Source organism: Burkholderia ubonensis, from assembly GCF_902833085.1.
GTDB classification, from domain to species: domain Bacteria; phylum Pseudomonadota; class Gammaproteobacteria; order Burkholderiales; family Burkholderiaceae; genus Burkholderia; species Burkholderia ubonensis.
This window is the reverse complement of the sequence record NZ_CADFEB010000003.1, coordinates 41451-58845: the sequence shown is the minus strand read 5'-3', so window position 1 is coordinate 58845 and position 17395 is coordinate 41451. Positions and strand designations below refer to the sequence as shown.

Below are 17395 nucleotides of genomic sequence, written 5' to 3'. Positions count from 1 at the left end.
CCATCCCGAGGTACCCAATTCCCCAAATCCACAGACCTGAGACCCCAAACCCTTCTACCTTCCCTCCCACAAATGGGTACCGAACACCGCTCAAACCCTTGTCAGGCAAGCCTGTGAGGCTTCTAAAAGTAGTTAAAGAAGTAAACGTTGCTTTCTAAAGATGTAAACACACTGTGTGCTTCTGGAAAAAAGCCACCCCATAAACCGCTACCAGACGACCTGCCAACGCGCAATCAAGCGCCGCTCTTCGAGGGTTCGTGCCGATCCGACACGCGCATCGCACCGTCTGGCGGGCCTTTCCGCATAGAAGAGGTCATTTCGACGTGAGTACATACTCACATTCATCGAAACGTATAAAGCTATGGGAACGAATCGAAGGGAAATGCCGTTTTTCTGTCGATAGGTTCCCGTCTATGGTGCGCTGTGTCGTTAGCCGCCGGGACACGTCGACGTTTGCCCGAGGCTACCAGCCCTGTGTTCCGGCAGCTGACGCAACGCACAGTAGCTCCTGTGTCGACGTCCTGTGGCAATGCGACGGGTTCCACGAGACGTCGCACCCGGCAACCCGATGAAACAGGGCGATCTGTGGATAAGGCTGCATGAGCACGTTCACGCACAACGGATCTGCGAGAAGGTCACCGCAAATTTCTACCTTTGCATCTCCGAAATCCATTCTCGACACGTCCACCCATCAGCCGGGCAACGCGGCGCCCAACGTGAACCCGAAGGCACGTCCTTGGCTCACCACAGGCGATCCTGCTCGCAGCTCCCGAAAATCCTCACCATTCCCGTGTCCTGGGCCCCGTGGCACTCACGAATGTCGCGATACGGACGGACAGGCCGGACGCGCAATCGTCCCGAAGCTTTGGGTGGTCGTTTATGGGAAGACGTCAATCGAGGGAACGTGACCGCGATCAACGATGTCGTTACACCGCGACGCATGCGCCGTGCGGCGGTTTCCATATCGCCACTGGTGCGGCGACGCAGTTATGATTCACAGGCCCCGATCGACGTATCCACCGTTCGGTCGCAGGGGGTATCTCGACGTACTTCAATCTGTAATCAATCAGAAGAAGGAGTTCACTGATGCGTATCCAAACCAGAAGGCTCACGCTCGTCGCTGCCGCTGCGGCGCTCCTGATCGGCGGCGTGGCACCGGCGTATGCCCAGGCGCCGGCCAGCGAACCCGCGGCGCAGGCGCAGGATGCCAAGGCGGCAAAGGCGCAGGCACGCAAGGAAGCTCGCGCGAAACACAAGGCCGAGCGCAAGGCTGCGCGCGCGAAGAACAACGCCGAGCTGAAGAAACTCGAAGACGCGGGATACAAGCCCGCGGCCAATGATCCGAATTATCCGAAGAACCTGCAGGACGCAGAGAAGAAGGCAGGGGCCGCTGCCGGCGCGAGCCAGTAAGCGTTCTCCGGGCGCGTGCGCCGTGCGATGACGGCACGGTGCGCCGCTTGCCCCCGCCATGCGAGGTCGGAGCGTGACTCCGTCCGCGCATGGCCGTGCGTCATCTCTCCGTCAGGCGTCGCGCGGAGCTGACGCGCTGCCCGCCAGTTTCAGCCAATCCATGAAAGCGCGCACCGCGCCGTCTTCCGCGCGCGCCGCGGCCACATAGATGAAATAGCGCCACGGCGGCAGCACGGGCGCATCGAACGGCTGCACGAGCCGGCCTTCGGCAATATCGTCCGCGACGAGCGCGATCGGGCCCATCGCGACGCCGAGCCCGTCGAGCGCGCCCTGCAGCGTCAGGTAGAAGTGCTCGAGCGTGAGCGAATGCCGCGGTACGAGATGCGGGTGCCCGGCCGCCGCGAGCCATTCCGGCCACATGCCCGGATAGGTCGCCGAATGCAGCAGCGTGAAGTGCGCGAGATCCGCGGGTTGCCTGAGCGGCCTTCCGTCGAGAAGCCGCGGCGCACACACGGGCAGGCGCACCTCGGAGAGAAACTCCTCGGCCACATAGCCTTCGATCGTCTGCGGGCCGCCGCGAATGATCACGTCCACGACGTCGCGAAGCTTGTCGATCGGCTCGTTCGACGTCGAGAGCCGCACCTCGATGTGCGGATGGGCGACCTGGAACGATGACAGCCTCGGCACCAGCCAGCGCAGCGAGAAGGTCGCCGGCGCGCTGACGCGCAGCACCCCATGGCGTCCTCGCTGAAGCTGCTGCGCGGTGGCAAGCGCGATGCGGTCGAACGACGCGCCGACTTCAGCCAGGTAGACCCGTCCGGCCTCCGTCAGCTCGACCCGCCGGTTGTACCGCTCGAACAGCGCCTGCCCCAGCCAGGCCTCCAGTTGCTGGACGTGGCGGCTGATCGCGCCATGCGTGACGCACAGCTCGTCGGCGGCCAGCGTGAAGCTGCCGAGCCGGGCGGCGGCTTCGAACGCCCGCAGCGAATTCAGGGGAGGAAGGGTTCGGCGCATTGCATCAGTTCGCGTGAGTTTATGTCACGCAGTATCTCAGGTTTAATCGTTTGATCGTCAAATGCTGCTCCGCCAATATGCGATGCGGGCGGCTCGCGGAGACCGCCAAGTGTCGAAATTTCTCACATGGAGATCGAAGCATGTCGAACGTGGTGGTGGTGGGCGCGCAGTGGGGCGACGAGGGCAAGGGGCGTCTGGTGGACTGGCTCGCGGGGCAGGCCGACATCGTCGCGCGGTACAACGGCGGCCACAACGCGGGACATACGCTGGTCGTCGACGGGAAGACCTACAAGCTTGCGCTGTTGCCGAGCGGGCTGGTGCGCGGCAAGCCGGGCGTGATCGGCAACGGCGTCGCGCTCGACCCGCAAGCGCTGCTCGCCGAGATCGCGCGCATGGCGGAGCTCGGGGTCGCGGTGACGCCGGACAACCTGTCGATCGCCGAGAACGCCACGCTGGTCCTGCCGATTCACCGGGCCGTCGATCGCGCACAGGAGCAATTGCGCCGCGAACCGATCGGCACGACGCTGCGCGGGATCGGCCCCGCCTATGAAGACAAGGTCGGCCGCCGGGGGCTGCGGGTCTGCGATCTCGCCGATCCGGACGGACTCGCGCACAAGCTCGACGCACTGCTCGATCATCACAATGCGTGGTTTCGTGGCCTGGGCCTCGACACGTGGTCACGCGACGCGATGCTGCCGATGCTCGTTGACCTCGCGCCCAAGGTGCTGCCGTTCGTGCGGCCGGTGTGGGCCGACCTCAACGACGCGCACGACCAGGGCAGGAAGATCCTGTTCGAAGGCTCGCAAGCCGTGATGCTGGACATCGACTGGGGCACGTATCCGTTCGTGACCTCGTCGGGCACGGTCGCGTCGGCGGCGGCGGCCGGCACCGGTCTCGGCGCATCGAAGCTCGGCCACGTGCTGGGCGTGACCAAGGCCTATGCGACCCGCGTCGGCGGTGGGCCATTCGTCACCGAGCTTGCCGACGAGGCCGGCGAGCGGCTGCGGGAGCGCGGGCGCGAGTACGGCGTCAATACCGGCCGGCCGCGCCGCTGCGGGTGGCTCGACGCCGTCCAGCTGCGCCAGGCCGTCAAGGTGTCCGGCATCGATTCGCTGGCGCTGACCAAGCTCGACGTGCTGGACGGGTTCGACGTGATCCGGCTCGGCGTCGGCTACGAGCTCGACGGAAATCGCATCGATCATCTGCCCGCGAGCCTCGCTGCGCTGGCCCGCGCGAAGCCGGTCTACGAGCAGTTCGACGGGTGGGCCGGCACGGTCGCCGGAAAGCGGCGGATCGGCGACCTGCCGCAAGCGGCGCGCCGCTTCGTCGAACGCGTCGAGGCGATCGCGGGCGTGCCGGTTTCGCTGATCACGACCGGGCCGGAGCGCGACGACACCATCGTGTTGCGGAGTCCGTTCGATTCGTCCGCGCGCGCATAGCGCGCCGCAGGCAACCCGGTCGCCCACGTTGGCCGCCCACGCCGGTCGCACCGTCAGGAGTCCGGCCGAGCGGGCGTGTGACGGCATCGGCGATGCGTCGTCCGGAAGCGTCGGTTTGACCACCGCGGTCGGGATCATGCCGAACTGGACACGCCCTGAACGCTCCTGTACTGTTCCGCACCATTCGTGCCGAAGCGGAATGCGCATGCGTGTGCGTGCGTGGATGTCCCGCTTCGGAGCGACGCCGTCGGCAGCGTGCGCAGCAACGCTCGCGCGGCGGCGATACAGGCTCGGCCCCGGCCTCGCGCATCGCGACGCGCCCGGGCCGCATGGCGCGAGGCGATCTCATTCCCGGGGGCTTGTCGATGGACACGCTGCAGATGATGCGCATTTTTGTCCGCGTCGCGGAGGAGGGCAGCTTCACGAGCGCTGCCCAGCGCCTGGACATCACGACCGCCTACGCATCGCGTTCGGTTGCGCAACTGGAAACGCATCTGCGCACGCGCCTCCTCAATCGCAGCACGCGCCGCATTGCGCTCACCGATGCGGGGCAGCGCTATCTGGATCGCTGCCAGCGGGTGCTCGCCTACATCGACGAGGCCGAGGCGGAAGCGGCGGACGCGCAGGCCAAGCCGTCGGGCCGTCTGCACGTGCACGCGACGACGAGCTTCGGCCAGGCGTACGTGGTGCCGGCGGTCGTGCGCTACCGCGAGCGCTATCCGTCGGTGGCGGTCGAGCTGACGCTGTCGCAGCATGTGCCCGACATCATCGACGAAGGCTACGACGTGTCGCTGCAATTGAGCACGACGGAGCTGCCCGATTCCGGGCTCGTGTCGCAGCGGCTCGGCACCGTGCACAGCGTGCTGTGCGCGTCGCCCGCGTATCTGCGCGAACGCGGCACGCCGCAGACGATCAAGGACCTCGAGGCGCACGCCTGCCTGCAGATCGTTACGCCGGTGTTTCCGCGCGACCGCTGGCATCTCGACGGCCCTGACGGCCGAGAGACCTTCGAGCTTCCGCTGCCCGACTTTCAGGTGAATGTTGCCGATGCGCTCGGCGCCGCGCTGCGCGCCGGTCTCGGCATCGGCTCGCTGCCGATGTCGACCGCGGTGCCGGCACTGCGCAGCGGCGCGCTGGTCCGCGTGCTGCCCGAATACCGGCTGCAGAAGCTGACGGTCTACACGCTGTATCCGTCGCGGCAGTATCTCGACGCGAAGATCCGCACGTTCGTCGAGTTCCTGCGCGAATGCGTGCCCGAGATGCTGGCTGCCGACGAGGCGGCGCTGTGCGGTTCCGGTCGGCCTTGAACCGGCGCGGCGCCGCCGTGAAGGCGTAACGCGCGCCTTTGCTGCCATCGTCCGCCGGCCGCATGCGCCCGGCCGGCAGACGACGATCACGCGTATCGCAACACGCTTACTTCGGCTCGGTCGTCCACAGCGTGCGGCCGAGGAACGTGAGCGTCCGGTCCCATGCGATCTGCGACCATGCCGGATCGTATTGCGTGCCCGGCAGGCGGCCGGCGCCGACGGCGGTCTCGTTCGCGAACGCGTGATGCGCGAGGTAGCGATGGAACGTGAAGTCGACGTTCGCGGCGCCCAGCTTCTGTTCCAGCGCGTCCACCTGATCGATCGCAAAGAACGCATCCTGCGTTGCCCAGTGGCCCATCACCGGCACCTTGATCTTCGATGCGTCGATGTAGTCGAGCGGGGGGAAGCCGTACCACGCGACGCCGGCCGCCACGTCGGCGTTCTGCAGCGCGAGCAGGGTCAGTGCGCCGCCCATGCAGAAGCCGGTGACGGCGATGCGCGCGGCACGCGTCTTCAGATACTGCACCGCGCCGGGAATGTCCTGCGACGCCGCGTCGCCGAAGTCGAGCGCGCTCATCAGGTGGTGCGCTTCTTCCGCCTCGACCGTCGATTTGCCGCGGTACAGGTCGGGAACGAGCGCGAAGTACCCGGCCCGGGCGAGCCGGTCCGCGACGCCGCGGATCTGGTCATTCAGGCCCCACCATTCCTGGATGACGACGACCGCGGGCGCACCGTCGGTCTTTTCCGGCGTAGCCAGATAGCCCTGCAGTTCCTGGCCGTCCGGGCGGCGAAAGGTGATCATGGATCCGGATGATTGAGACATGAAACCGCTCCTTTTGAAAAAATGCGCATGGGTACCGCTTCAGAACAGCCGACGAGCGCGGCAGCGACCGGGATCTTCCCGGCGGTCTTCACGACCTGCCCGCAGCCGCTTCGGCCGGCTCCGTACTCGCCGGAATTCTATGCTCAAACGTGCCGGGTCTGCGCTCGTGATGATGGCGGCCGGCCGGCCCGGAACGTGGCCGTCGTCGGGGGCGCGAGGTGCGGCCGCCGTGATGGCGCAGACTTTCGCCGCTGCGCGCCGACCGGCCAGAATTCAAGCATTCCTGATTATTTCGAGTGGAAACGGCTTTGCGTGTCATGGGCCGTTCGCGGCGACCATGCGCGGCCGAATGTGAAAACACCACGCCCCCGGCGATCGGGGGCGTGGTGTTCCGTCGGTCGACCGCGCTCGCGATGCGCGAGCGACGGGCGGGCTCAATGACCGAAGTAGACCGAGCCGGGGCCGCTCTGCGTGACCGTCACGACGTGGCCCGCACGAACGCCGGCGGCTGCCTGCGCGCCATAGCCGGTTTCGTCGGCGTGGGTGACCCGCGTTTGCGCGGCCTGCAGCGCCTGCGGGTAATGGACGTCGGACACTTCCGGCTTGTACCCGGCCTGCTCGAGCTGGACCAGTTCCGCGCGAACCTGCGCACGCGTCGGCGTCGGCTGGCTCGATTGGGCGAACGCGCCATACGATGCGGACAGGGCAGTGGCTGCGACCACGGCGTAGATGAGCGATTTCATGTCGACCTCCGGTTTCGTTGATTTCGCGCTTCACTGGTTGTGCCGAGCGGTTGACTGCATCGTAGCGATCGCGATACCGGCCGGAAATACCGATTGCGGCGAAAAATTATTGCAATTGGGTTAACGATCCGCGATGGAGTCCGAGCTTTTCGGGTGATTGTTGGAAAGGCGTGGAATGATCGGGTTGTTACGTGACAAAGTCGGAATCGGCCGGCCGATCGTTTCCCGCCGATCCGGCCACACGCTATCCCTCATCGCCCATGGATTGGCAAAACGCCTATAATGGTTGGGCAAATTGCCGAGGAGGGCTCATGGCAACCATCGCTTTCCATCCGTCCGGCGTCGCGCATCCGCGCCAGGCCGAGTTCGCGATTCTCGAACAGTTGCTGGCAACCCGCGTCCGGTCGGGCGCGGATCTCGCCGAGCTGGCGAGCGCGCGCGTCGACGTCGCGGTCATCGACCGGCTGTCGGAGCGCGGGCTCAAGTCGGACGAGCTGGCTTTCATCATTCCGCGACGGACGCTGAGCCACCGCCGCCAGGCGCATGAGCGCCTGTCTCCCGAAGAGTCCGACAAGGCGATCCGTCTCGCGCGGATCGTCGCGCAGGCGACCGCCACCTTCGGCGACCCGGACAAGGCGATGGCATGGTTGCGCAGCGGGCTCCAGCGCTTCGGCGGCCGGACCTCGCTCGACATGGCCAGCACCGAGCATGGTGCGCGGCTCGTCGAAGAGGCGCTCACGCAGATCGACGAAGGGTACTTCGCTTGACGACGCTGTGGCGGATCAGCAATTACGCCGACCTGAAGGGCATCGGCGGATTGCGTGCCGGCGGCCGCTGGCATTTTGCGGGGCAGCCGGTCGTATATCTCGCCGAGCATCCGGCGCTGGCGCTGCTCGAGACGCTCGTCCATCTGGAGATCGCCTCCGTCGCGCAACTGCCGAACGGCTACCAGCTGCTGCGGGTCGAGGTGCCCGACTCGGTTGCGGTGGCCGAGATCGCCGAGCACGACGCGCCGGCCGACTGGCGCACGAATCCCGACTGGACGAAGAGCGCGGGCACCGAGTGGCTGCAGACGAAGCCGAGCGCGTTGCTGCGCGTGCCGAGCGCGGTCGTGCCGCATGCGCATAACTTCCTGCTCAATCCTCTTCACCCGGCCGTTGGCGAGATCCGCATCGCGGAGATCGTGCAAGCGCCGTACGACAGCCGGATCCTGCGGCTGATCCAGCCGAAGCCGCAGGCGTGACCCCGCACGCGCCGCGCGGCATGCCCGCCGGCTCGCGTGAAACCGGCATCGCATCGGCTGGCCGCTCGACGACGCGGACGATGCCGCACGCACGGCGCGCATGGCCGTTGGCCGGAACCGAGGGAATGCCATATCCCGTCGCCGCTTGCCGCATGCAGGTGCGGCACTAGAATGTGTAGGAGCAGGTTCCGGGCAGGGGAAGCGATCGTATGCGCTGCGCACATTGCGGATTCGACAACCCCGCCGGGGCCGGCTTCTGCGAGACCTGCGGGGCCGTGTTGACGCGCACCTGCCCGCGCTGCGGCCACGAGTCGGGCGCGTCCGCGAAGTTCTGCAGCGAATGCGGCGCGCCGCTGGCCGATGCGGGTCCATCGCCGCGTCCACGGCCGGCCGCCGGGCCTGCCGGTCCGTCCACGGCGCCGATCCATTACACGCCGCAGCACCTCGCCGAGCGCATCCTCGCGGAACAGGCGGCGATGGAAGCGCGCGGCGGAACCGCCGGCGAGCGCAAGACCGTCACCGCGCTGTTCGCGGACATGGCCGGCTCCACCGCGCTGATCCACGACCTCGATCCGGAAGAAGCGCATCGGCTGATCGAGCCGGTCGTCGCGCTGATGATGGAAGCCGTCCACTACTACGAAGGCTACGTCGCGAAATCGCTCGGCGACGGCATCCTCGCGCTGTTCGGCGCGCCGATCGCCCACGAGGATCATCCGCAGCGCGCGCTGTTCGCGGCGCTGCGCATGCAGCAGGCGATGCGCCGTCACAGCGACCGGATTCGTCTGGAGAAAGGCATCCCGCTGCAGATTCGTGTCGGCGTGCATACCGGCGAAGTCGTCGTGCGCTCGATCCGCACCGACGACCTGCACACCGACTACGATCCGGTCGGGCACACGATCCACATCGCGTCGCGGATGGAGGGCATCGCGACGCCGTCGTCGATCCTCGTCAGCGAGTCGACCCATCGGCTGGCCGAAGGCTATTTCGAATTCAAGGCGCTCGGCGCCACTCAGGTCAAGGGTGTTCCGGAGCCGCTGCCGGTGTACGAGGTGCTGGGGCTCGGCGCGCTGCGCACGCGGCTGCAACTGGCCGCGCATCGCGGCCTCGCCAGGTTCGTCGGCCGCGAAGCCGAACTCGACCACCTGCACGGCGCGCTGCAGCAGGCCGGCGCGGGGCGCGGGCAGGTCGTCGCGGTGGTCGGCGAGGCCGGCGTCGGCAAATCGCGGCTGTTCCACGAGTTCAAGGAGCGCTCGCGGCGCGGCTGTCTCGTGCTGGAAACGTTTTCGGTGTCGCACGGCAAGGCCTTCGCGTATCTGCCGCTGATCGAGCTGCTGAAGAACTATTTCCAGATCACCGCGCAGGACGACGAGCGCCGCTGCCGCGAAAAGGTGATGGGCAAGGTGCTGGCGCTCGAACGCGGCTTCGAGGATCTCGTGCCCTATCTGCTCTACCTGCTCGGCATCGGCGAGCCCGGCGCGGCGCTCGCGGAGATGGACCCGCAGATCCGGCGCGAGCGCACCTTCGACGCGATCATCCGGCTGCTGGCGCGCGAGAGCCGCGACCAGCCGGTCGAGCTGCTGTTCGAGGACCTGCAATGGCTCGATCGGGAGACCGAAGCATTTCTCGCCTGCCTGATCGAGCGCGTCGAGCGCACGCGGATCCTGCTGCTCGTGAACTACCGGCCCGAATATCTGCCGGTCTGGGAAGGCGCGGCGCATCGCACGCAATTGCGGCTCGAACCGCTGGGCCCGGCCGAGGCCCAGGGGCTGCTCGCCGCGCTGCTCGGCGACGATCCCACCCTCGCGCCTCTCAAGCAGCTGATCCTCGAAAACACGGAGGGCAATCCGTTCTTCATGGAGGAAGTGGTCCAGACGCTCGTCGAGGAACACGCGCTGCTCGGCGAACCGGGGCGCTACCGGATCGAGCGGATTCCGGCCGCGCTGCATATTCCGACCACCGTGCAGGGTGTGCTGGCCGCCCGCATCGACCGGCTCGCGATCGACGAGAAGGAGTTGCTGCAGACGCTCGCGGTGATCGGCAAGGAGTTTCCGTTCAGCCTGATCCGCCGCATCTGCGACGGCCAGGCCGCGCGGACGGACGACGATCTGCGCCGTCTGCTGGCACGGCTGGAGGCTGCGGAATTCATTTACGAGCGGCCCGCGTTCCCTGAGGTCGAGTATTCGTTCAAGCATGCGCTGACGCAGGAAGTCGCCGGGCACTCGCTGCTCACCGAGCGGCGCAGCGCGCTGCACGAGCGCACCGCGCAGGCGATCGAGGCGCTGTTCCCGACCCGCATCGCGGATTACTGCAGCGAACTCGCGCACCACTACCGGCTGAGCGGCAACGTGCCGAAAGCCGTCGAGTACCTGTACCGCACCGGGCAGCAGGCGCTCCAGCATTCCGCGCAGCCGGACGCGATGCGTCATCTCGGCGCGGCGCTGGAACTGCTCGAGCGCCTGCCCGATACGCCCGAGCGCGCGCATCAGGAACTGACGCTGCGGATCGCGCTGGGACCGGCGTTGATGGCGGTCCGCGGCTACGGCTCGCCGGACGTCGCGGCGAACTACACGCGCGCGCTGGCGCTGTGCGAGCAGATCGGCGAGATCTCCCAGCTCTTTTTGGTGCAGCTCGGGCTGAGGACGCATTACCACTTGCGCGCGGAGTACGCGACTGCCCGCGAGATCGGCGACCGGATGTTGCGCATGGCGCGCCAGGCGAAGCATCCGGGGCTGCTCGTGGAGGCGCATCTCGCGCTGTCGGCCGGCCTGTTCTTCGAAGGCGAGCTCACGCGCGCCCGGGCACACGGGGAACGGGCGCTGGCGTTGCTCGATGCCGAACCGCGTACCGGGCCCGTGTTCGCCGGCACGATCGATCCGGGCATCCGCAGCCTGAATTTCCTCGCGTGGACCCTGTGGCATCAGGGCTGCGCGGACCAGGCGAACCTGCGCTGCCGGCAGGCGCTCGCGCGGGCCCGGCAGGTCGCTCACGTTCCGACGCTGGCGCTGACGCTCGCGTACGCGGCGCAGTTTCGTCAGTTCCGGCGCGAAGCCGACGCGGCGCGCGAGCACGCCGAAGCGCTGATGACGCTCGCGACCGAGCAGGGGCTGCCGTTCTGGCATGCGTGGGGCGCGGTCCTGCGAGGCTGGGCGCTGAGCGAGCAAGGCGACCTCGCGAACGGGATCGCGCAGATGCGCGCGGGCCTCGACGGCTACCGCGCGACCGGCGCCGCGATGGGCTGCACGCACTTCCTCGCGCTGCTCGCGGAGAGCTGCGCACGCGCCGGCGCTCCGGCGGCGGGCCTCGCTGCGATCGACGAAGCGATGGCGCTGGCGGCGCGCACCGGCGAGCGCTGCTACGAGGCCGAGCTGCATCGACTCAAGGCGTCGCTGCTGCTCGGCGCGGCGGGCAGTGCGGATGACGCCGAAGACTGTCTTCGTCGTGCGATCGACGTCGCGCGTCACCAGCACGCCCGTTCGTTCGAGCTGCGCGCGGTGCTGAGCCTCGCGCGCGTGTGGCAAGGCCAGGGCCGGGCGGCCGACGCGCGGCGGATGCTGTCCGACGCGTACGGCGGATTTACGGAAGGTTTCGATACGGCCGACTTGCGCGAGGCCGCCGCGCTGCTCGACCAGCTGGCTTCGAACGGCGGGTGAGCCGCATGCGCGTGCGGCCGGCGCAAACCGGCATCATGACGGGAGACCGAAGATGGCCACGACGAGCGAAGGGCACCGCGAACGTGACGAACGCAAGCCGGTCGCGCTGGCGTTGCAGGGCGGCGGCATGCACGGCGCGTTCACGTGGGGCGTGCTGGATCGCCTGCTCGAGGACGGCCGGCTGTCCATCGAAGGCGTCAGCGCGACCAGCGCCGGCGCGATGAATGCCGCCGTGCTCGCGCATGGCCTGCTGCAGGGCGGCGAGGCCGCCGCTCGCGGCGCGCTGCACGATTTCTGGCGCGCGGTCGCGGAGTCGGCCGAGCAATACAATCCGCTGCGCTGGATGCCCTGGCTGAAGGGCACGCACAGCTTCGGGCTCGACCACTCGCCGCTGTATGCGTTCGCGGACATGGTGCTGCGGATCTTCTCGCCGTACCAGTTCAATCCGCACAACCTGAACCCGCTGCGCGAGGTGCTGGAGCGGCACGTCGATTTCGACGGGCTGAGAAAGCGCTGCCCGATCTGCCTCTACCTGAGCGCGACCAACGTCGAGACCGGCAAGATACGGATCTTCTCGGGCGACGACGTCTGCGCGGAAGCCGTGCTGGCGTCGGCCTGCGTGCCGACCCTGTTCCATGCGATCACGATCGACGGCCAGCATTATTGGGACGGCGGCTACATGGGCAATCCCGCGATCTATCCGCTGATCTACCACTGCGACACGCAGGACGTCGTGATCGTGCACATCAACCCGCTCGTTCGCCCAGGGGTGCCGGTGACGGCGGCGGACATCCTCAACCGCATCAACGAGATCAGCTTCAATTCGTCGCTGATGCGCGAGATGCGCGCGATCGCGTTCGTCACCGAACTGATCCAGCAAGGCAAGCTCGCCCGCGGCGAGATGAAGGAAATGCGGATTCACTCGATCCGCTCCGACGAAGCGATGTGCGCGCTCAGCGTCTCCAGCAAGTACAACGCGGACTGGGATTTCCTGTGCGGACTGCGCGACAACGGGCGGCGCGAAGCGGACGCGTGGCTCGCGCAGAACTACCGGCATGTCGGCGAGCGGTCGAGCATCGACATCCGCAAGGAATTTCTTTGAGCGGGCGCGGTGACGCGAGGGAACCGGGATGAGCCAGACGCAGGCGCGCTTCGTCGCATTGTGGACCCGTAGCGGCGGCCTCGATGCCGAAGCCGTCTATGCGGACCTTGCACGGCGCTATGGCGAAGCGGCGCGTCACTATCACACGCTGCGCCATATCCGCCGCTGCCTGCGCGATCTCGACCGGGCGCGCGGCGTGGTGCCGCATCCCGACAGCGTGGAGCTCGCGCTGTGGTGCCACGACGTGATCTATCGGCCCGGCGCCCGCGACAACGAGGCGCGTAGCGCCGACTGGTTCCGGCACTGGGCGGCGGGGCGCATCGCGGCGGGCGAGCGCATACGCGACATGATCCTGGCGACGCAGCACCACGTCGTGCCGGCGGAGCAGGATGTGCGCTTCGTGGTGGACATCGATCTCGCGGTGCTGGGCGCGACGCGCAGCCGTTTTCGCGAAGACGGGCTGCGGCTGCGCGCCGAGCGCCCGGACCTCGACGATCGCACGTACGACCGTCAGGTCCGCGCGATCCTCGGCGATCTGCTGGCGCGTCCGCGGATCTATCATACCGATCTGTTCCACGCGTGCTGCGAAGCGCGCGCGCGCCGCAACCTGACGTGGCGGCTCGGTTGGCCGCCGCCTTGAGACGGCCGGCCGGGCGGCGCGCCGGGCCCGGTCAGGAATAGTGTTCGATGAACAGGTCGGTGATGGCCTTGACCACGTCGTCGCCGACGTGAAGGGCGGCATCGTCGTCATTGCCGTAGAACGGGCCGACATGCCCGCCGAGCCAGCGCACGACCTCGAAGCTCGGCCAGTAGACGACGTCCGGATGCTTCGTGACGAACTCGTGGGCGACGACGCGCAGCGTCGATTTCGAAATGCAGTCCGCCTGCATCGCCGACTTGAATTCGAACGTGGTCTTCAGCGGCACCGGGCTCACGGTAATCACGATCTTCACGTTCGGGTTCAACGTGCGCATGTACGACGCGATGTACTCGAGATTCTCCAGGTTCTCCTGCACCGTCGTAGTCCGGAAGTCGTACATTTCCGCGAAGGCGCGCGACGCGAACGTCGAGCTCGACGGCATCACGAACTCGCCGGATTGCCTGTCGAAAAACGCCGGCGCCACGCCGAGCGTGTAGATGAACACGTTCGCCGCGGCCCAGCGCGAGCGCAATCCGTCCGGCGTGATATTCAGGGATGCGAACAGCTCGTCGAGGCGCTCGCGGCTCTGGCCGTGGCATTTTCCCTGCGCCCAGTCGACCATGCTCCGGTTCGCGAAGCTCGAATTGATGTGCTCGACGACTTCGAAGAAGTCGGCCCGATAGCCGCGCTCGATCAAGCGCGTGGCGATCTCCCGCGCGAAGCACGAGCCGAGCGTGAAGAACCGCGTGTCTGCGCCGACGAAGCGCTGCTTCGGCAAATCCTTGAGCAGGGTCGAACGGATGGCGCTCGCGAGGTCGCCGCGCATCTCCTTCGTGGTCGGGTATTTCGCGCGGGCGATCGGTGCGCGCCGCTCCCCGGCCGACAGCACCTTGCGCGACAGCGCGAGATCGTTGCGGTTCGCGATGTTCGGGCTGAGCGACTGCGCCTTGTCCAGCAGCGCGGCGGCCTCGTCCAGGTCGTCATCGGCGCGGATCTGCGAGAGATTTGCGTAATGCCCGGCATTGCCGGGATCGATCCGGATCAGCCAGCGATACGCGAATTCCGCATCGTCCTGCGGGCCGACGTAGCTGGCCGCCGTCGCGAGCATTTCGAGGCAAAGCTTGAGCTGCGGCCATTGTGCCGCGTTCGGCGAGTTTTCGACCAGGCCGAGCGCCTGCCGGGCGTGATCGCGCCGCACTGCCCAGCTCTTGTGGAAGCCGGGAATCTGCAGTGCGCGAAAGCAGCCGAGGAAGAAGATCGTGTCCGGATTCTGCGGATTGTGCGACGCGGACCTGTCCAGGAACTTGACCGCGTTGCCGAGATCGCGCGCCTGCCCGTAGAGGATGCCGAGGAGCATGTTGGCTTCCCAGTCCGTCTCGTCGGGTTCGCGCTCGAGCAGCGCGATGGCTTCATGCATGCCGCCTGTCCCGGCGAGGGTTCGCTGGGCGTGTTCCTTCCAACTCGTAATGTCCATGGGGATCCGGTGTCGCTTGGTGTACAAGACTTGCCGACGGTTAACGGCAGCCCGCGCGTCGAACTTTAGGGCGGCCGGCGTCGCGCCGCGCGCGCCATGTTTAAATAGCGGAGCCGATCGCAACCGGCGGCCGGCCTGGCTGCTCCCGTTGCCGATGGCGGCCCGTCCGATCGACATCGTGACGGCATTTGACACGAAAATGCCGCGCCCGGGCCCCGGCGCGGCCGATAACATTCCGAGAATCGATGACCATGACCGTCCTGTTCCGTCTGCTTGCGCTTGTCTGCGCGCTCTGGCTTGCCGCCTGCAGTTCGTCGTTCCCGCCGCCCGCCGCCACGGCCTCTTCCGCCGCGCCGGACGCCGGCGAGCGTCGCGGGCTCGGCACCGCATGGGGCGAGGCGGTGCGCTCCGAGACGCGCCGCGTCGATTTCGAGCGTGCGAACCCGACCGCGCCGACCGACGTGGCGTCGGTCTACTACAACGACGCGCTGCCCGGACGTCCGGCCGCCGCAACGGCGCGTACGCTGCCGACGCGGGTCGCGCTCGCGAACGGCGACGTCGCGCTGTCCTTCGCGGACGAGCGCGGCGCGCCGCTGCGCGTCGCGCGCAGCGACGGCCGCTGGCACATGGCGGGCGTCGAGGGCGCACGCTACGTGATCGTGCTGCGCAACCAGGGGCGCCGCACGTTCGAGGTCGTGTCGACGGTCGACGGGCTCGACGTGCTGTCCGGGCGCCCGGGCAGCTACACGAACGGCGGCTACGTGCTCTATCCGGGCCGCACGCTGACGATCGAAGGCTTCCGCAAGAGCCAGGACGAGGTCGCGGCATTCCGGTTCGCGTCGGTGCCGGACAGCTATGTCGCGAACGCGAAGTTCGGCGATACGGCGAACGTCGGCGTGATCGGCGTCGCGCTGTTCGCGCAGAAGGACGACGAAGACGCGTTGCGCCGCAAGGCGAATCCGTTCCCGGGCAACGACGATCGCTATGCGCCGCCGCCCGCGCCGCGCGGCGAATGACCGGCGCGGCGATCCGGCATTCGACCGGATTGCCGGAAGGATCCGAATGGAATCGCCTCCTTGCCGCGCTCGACAAGGACGGATCGCCGACGGCGTATGTGTTCCGGCGCAGGCATTGCGGCGCGCCGGGCGGCTATCAGGACTTCGACTGACGGCCGGGCCTTGCGTGCCGCAGCGAATTGGCCACTACAATCTGCCGGTTGACGCCGGTTCGGCGCGCTGCCGCCGCACCCGGCGGCAGCGCGCACCGGCCGTTCCCCGCTACGCATCAAAGGAATCGTCGTGAAGTTCATCCACGCGGCAGACATTCACCTGGACAGCCCGCTGCACGGCCTGAGCGCCTACCCCGATGCGCCGGCCGCGCAGCTGCGCAACGCGTCGCGCGACGCGCTGCGGCAGCTCGTGGACCGCGCGATCGAGGAGGAGGTGGCCTTTCTCGTCATTGCCGGCGATCTCTACGACGGCGACTGGAAGGATCACAACACGGGCATCTTCTTCGGCCAGCAGATGGGGCGCCTGCGCAAGGCGGGCATCCGCGCGTTCGTGCTGTGGGGCAACCACGACGCCGAGAGCGAGATGACCAGGAAGCTCACGCTGCCGGACAACGTCACGGTGTTCAGCCACCGCAAGCCGGAAGTCCATCGCCTGCCCGAATTCAACGTGGCGCTGCACGGGCAGAGCTTCAAGGACAAGGCGGTCGTCGAGAATCTCGCGCTCGGCTATCCGGAACCCGTGCCCGGCTGCTACAACATCGGCGTGCTGCATACGGCGCTCGAGGGCTACACGGCGCATGCGAGCTACGCGCCCTGCACGCTCGCGGAGCTGCACGCGAAAGGCTACGACTACTGGGCGCTCGGGCACGTCCACGAGTTCCAGCAATGGTCGGGGCCGTCGACGATCGTGTTTCCGGGGAACCTGCAGGGCCGGCACATCCGCGAGACGGGCCGGCGCGGCGCGGTGCTCGTGACGGTCGAGGGCGGCGAGACGCGCGTCGAGCGCCTGTATCTCGACGTGCTGCGCTGGGAGGCCGTCGCGGTCGATGCGGCCGATTGCGTCACGATCGCCGATCTCGCGCGGAAGATCGGCCAGTCGCTGGAAGCGCTGCTGACGGTCGACGGCCACGTGCCGCGCGCGGTGCGCGTGACGGTCACGGGCCGCACGCCCGCGCACGGCCTGTTCTTCGGGCGCGCGACGCAGCTGCGCGCGGAAGTGCTGAACCAGATCGGCATCATCGGCAACGAGCGGTTGTGGCTAGAGAAGGTCAAGGTCGCGACGTCCGCGATGGACCTGTCGCATGGCGAGACCGAGCAGCTCGAGGCGCTGGAGGATCTGAAGCAGATCCTCGCGGACGCCGCGCACGATCCGGAATTTCTCGCGCTGCTCGAACGCGACCTGAAGCCGTTCGTCGGCAAGGTGCGCAGCGAGGTGAAGGAGGAGGTGCCGCTGCTGTCGCTGGCGCGCTCCGGCGAGCTGACGGCACTGGTGCAGCAGGTCGGCCCCGCGTTGCTGGCGCGCCTGGCCCAGGGGGAGTGAA

The 17395-nt window shown here is 67.6% G+C and carries 15 protein-coding genes; 11 read left to right on the top strand and 4 right to left on the bottom strand.

The window, feature by feature from the left end:
• Nucleotides 1-1086 precede the first annotated feature (1086 nt).
• Complete coding sequence (locus HWX31_RS08170) at nucleotides 1087-1410, top strand: hypothetical protein (protein WP_059616766.1); 324 nt, start codon at nucleotides 1087-1089, stop codon at nucleotides 1408-1410.
• A 111-nt stretch (nucleotides 1411-1521) separates the two neighbouring features.
• Here HWX31_RS08170 and gcvA read toward each other — a convergent pair whose 3' ends face one another.
• Entirely contained in the window at nucleotides 1522-2424 is a 903-nt protein-coding gene (gene gcvA, locus HWX31_RS08165) for a transcriptional regulator GcvA (RefSeq protein ID WP_174959291.1), read from the bottom strand.
• A 140-nt stretch (nucleotides 2425-2564) separates the two neighbouring features.
• Here gcvA and HWX31_RS08160 point away from each other — a divergent pair, with 140 nt between their 5' ends.
• Entirely contained in the window at nucleotides 2565-3863 is a 1299-nt protein-coding gene (locus HWX31_RS08160) for an adenylosuccinate synthase (RefSeq protein WP_174959293.1), read from the top strand.
• A 365-nt stretch (nucleotides 3864-4228) separates the two neighbouring features.
• Nucleotides 4229-5170: a LysR family transcriptional regulator gene (locus HWX31_RS08155; protein WP_174959295.1), complete on the top strand. Its 942-nt coding sequence runs from the start codon at nucleotides 4229-4231 to the stop codon at nucleotides 5168-5170.
• Nucleotides 5171-5276: 106 nt separating this feature from the next.
• On the opposite strand, the gene HWX31_RS08150 is transcribed toward HWX31_RS08155, so the two are convergent.
• Complete coding sequence (locus HWX31_RS08150; RefSeq protein WP_174959297.1) at nucleotides 5277-5993, bottom strand: dienelactone hydrolase family protein; 717 nt, start codon at nucleotides 5991-5993, stop codon at nucleotides 5277-5279.
• Between the two features lie 434 nt (nucleotides 5994-6427).
• Nucleotides 6428-6736: a DUF4148 domain-containing protein gene (locus HWX31_RS08145; RefSeq protein WP_174959299.1), complete on the bottom strand. Its 309-nt coding sequence runs from the start codon at nucleotides 6734-6736 to the stop codon at nucleotides 6428-6430.
• A 311-nt stretch (nucleotides 6737-7047) separates the two neighbouring features.
• On the opposite strand from HWX31_RS08145, the gene parS reads away from it, so the two are divergent.
• The 5 genes from parS to HWX31_RS08120 all read left to right on the top strand — a co-directional run bounded on the left by parS (nucleotide 7048) and on the right by HWX31_RS08120 (nucleotide 13371).
• Complete coding sequence (parS, locus tag HWX31_RS08140; protein ID WP_059616777.1) at nucleotides 7048-7503, top strand: type II RES/Xre toxin-antitoxin system antitoxin; 456 nt, start codon at nucleotides 7048-7050, stop codon at nucleotides 7501-7503.
• Complete coding sequence (locus HWX31_RS08135) at nucleotides 7500-7979, top strand: RES family NAD+ phosphorylase (protein WP_059655672.1); 480 nt, start codon at nucleotides 7500-7502, stop codon at nucleotides 7977-7979. The genes parS and HWX31_RS08135 overlap by 4 nt, the downstream gene beginning before the upstream one ends.
• Before the next feature lie 209 nt (nucleotides 7980-8188).
• Nucleotides 8189-11629 (top strand): adenylate/guanylate cyclase domain-containing protein, encoded by a 3441-nt coding sequence (locus HWX31_RS08130; protein WP_174959301.1) that lies wholly within the window; start codon nucleotides 8189-8191, stop codon nucleotides 11627-11629.
• 52 nt (nucleotides 11630-11681) lie between these two features.
• Nucleotides 11682-12731: a patatin-like phospholipase family protein gene (locus tag HWX31_RS08125; protein WP_174959303.1), complete on the top strand. Its 1050-nt coding sequence runs from the start codon at nucleotides 11682-11684 to the stop codon at nucleotides 12729-12731.
• A 28-nt stretch (nucleotides 12732-12759) separates the two neighbouring features.
• Nucleotides 12760-13371: an HD domain-containing protein gene (locus HWX31_RS08120; protein WP_059619539.1), complete on the top strand. Its 612-nt coding sequence runs from the start codon at nucleotides 12760-12762 to the stop codon at nucleotides 13369-13371.
• Nucleotides 13372-13402: 31 nt separating this feature from the next.
• Here HWX31_RS08120 and HWX31_RS08115 read toward each other — a convergent pair whose 3' ends face one another.
• Nucleotides 13403-14788 carry a GSCFA domain-containing protein gene (locus HWX31_RS08115; RefSeq protein WP_244143680.1) on the bottom strand — a complete coding sequence of 462 codons (1386 nt, stop codon included), beginning with the start codon at nucleotides 14786-14788 and terminating at the stop codon, nucleotides 13403-13405.
• A gap of 308 nt (nucleotides 14789-15096) precedes the next feature.
• On the opposite strand from HWX31_RS08115, the gene HWX31_RS08110 reads away from it, so the two are divergent.
• The 3 genes from HWX31_RS08110 (at nucleotide 15097) to HWX31_RS08100 (ending at nucleotide 17394) form a co-directional block, all read left to right on the top strand.
• Nucleotides 15097-15861, top strand: a complete 765-nt coding sequence (locus tag HWX31_RS08110) for a hypothetical protein (protein WP_174959370.1) — start codon at nucleotides 15097-15099, stop codon at nucleotides 15859-15861.
• Nucleotides 15858-16013: a CbrC family protein gene (locus tag HWX31_RS08105; RefSeq protein ID WP_174959307.1), complete on the top strand. Its 156-nt coding sequence runs from the start codon at nucleotides 15858-15860 to the stop codon at nucleotides 16011-16013. Before HWX31_RS08110 ends, HWX31_RS08105 begins: the two co-directional genes overlap by 4 nt.
• A 130-nt stretch (nucleotides 16014-16143) precedes the next feature.
• A complete protein-coding gene (locus tag HWX31_RS08100) occupies nucleotides 16144-17394 on the top strand; it encodes a metallophosphoesterase family protein (RefSeq protein WP_174959309.1) in 1251 nt (416 codons plus the stop codon).
• Nucleotide 17395 lies beyond the last annotated feature (1 nt).